Source organism: Rhodoferax bucti, assembly GCF_005876985.1.
In the GTDB taxonomy this organism is placed as follows: domain Bacteria; phylum Pseudomonadota; class Gammaproteobacteria; order Burkholderiales; family Burkholderiaceae_C; genus Allorhodoferax; species Allorhodoferax bucti.
In genome coordinates this window covers 1-1451 of the sequence record NZ_VAHD01000008.1, presented here as the reverse complement: position 1 = coordinate 1451, position 1451 = coordinate 1, and the positions used below count along the sequence as shown (strand labels likewise).

Genomic DNA, 1451 nt, shown 5'->3' with positions numbered 1-1451 from the left:
GGCGGATTCAACCGGTCGTCGCAACACCGGGTTACGCGACAGATTTTAGATACTCGTTCAGCGCTTCTGCTGGTGTCTTCCAATTCAACGTTTTGCGTGGCCTGTTGTTCAAGGTCAGTGCAACGGCTTGAATCTCTTGCTCACTCCACCGAGACAGGTCGGTTCCCTTGGGGAAGTATTGGCGCAACAACCCATTCGTGTTCTCGTTGGTACCGCGCTGCCATGGACTACGCGGATCAGCAAAGAAGACCTTCACTCCGGACTCGATGGTGAACCGTGCATGGTCGGACAGCTCCTTGCCACGATCCCAAGTCAATGACTGGCATAGCTGGGTAGGCAGCTTCGTCACAGTTCTTTTGAGGGCGTTGGCCATGGTTATGGCTCCGTAACCCGCCAGCGCAGGACCATTCTTTGTTCGAGGAGTCTGTCCATAGCCCTCCTCGCGAGGCAGGTGCACCAGCATGGTGAATCGGCTTGACCGTTCCACCAGTGTGCCAATGGCCGACCTGTCCAGGCCGATGATCAAGTCTCCCTCCCAGTGACCGGGTACAGCACGATCTTCTATCTCAGCCGGGCGGCTGGAGATCATCACCTCTTCACTGACGTGTGCCCATGCCTTTGCCCGGGACCGGGCCCGTGGCGTGCGCAAAGCACGGCCAGTGCGCAGGTAGCTCACAAGCTCACGCTTGAGGGCACCCCTGCCCTGGATATAGAGCGCCTGGTAGATTGCTTCGTGAGAGATACGCATGGACGGATCATCCGGGAAATCGACTTGCATGCGGTTTGCAATCTGCTCTGGAGACCAGCCATTGACCCATTTGCGGTCACCACGATGAGGTTTGTTGCGGCCTATGAAAGGAGCCTGTCGAGGTCCATCCACCTCTCGCCCTTGGGCATCGCGGATCTTGCCCTCCAGGCGGTCTTGAACATAGTCGCGCAAACGCTGATTCGTCACGAGCTTGGCAGGCTTGGGTCTTCTGGCAACCAGCTCGGACTTCCACTGCGCCACTGATGCCCGGTACTCGACCTTGCCACTGCGGGTTGCAGCGTTGCGCGTCAACTCCCGCGAAACAGTTGAGGGGCTTCGACCAATACGACGAGCTATCTCCCGCACACTGACATCTTGAGCTCGCAGAAGTCCAATCTCTTCTCGCTCCGCAAACGACAGATATCTTCCAGATACAGGTTTCGACATGAACAGTGGCATGCCTCCACGATGCCGGAACCAGCGCGAGCCCACCGCCTGCGATACACCTACAGCCTCGGCTGCCCTCTCACTGGTGACCCCGGTTGCAATCTGTACCCAGAACTGGCGCTCGACTTCTCGCCGAAGCGAAGGAGCCCCCGGAGAGCGCATCGCGTCTCTCCCTGTCAATTGCTTCATCCATCCTGCGGGTCGCCCCATAAACACCTCCTGATTGAAGGTGTTGCGACGACCGGTTGAATCCGCC

1 protein-coding gene is annotated in these 1451 nt (G+C 58.2%); it reads right to left on the bottom strand.

Features of this window, described 5'->3' with window-relative positions; translation table 11 throughout:
- Positions 1 to 31: 31 nt before the first annotated feature.
- Entirely contained in the window at positions 32 to 1384 is a 1353-nt protein-coding gene (locus tag FDM28_RS17560; RefSeq protein ID WP_138517534.1) for an IS30 family transposase, read from the bottom strand.
- Positions 1385 to 1451 lie beyond the last annotated feature (67 nt).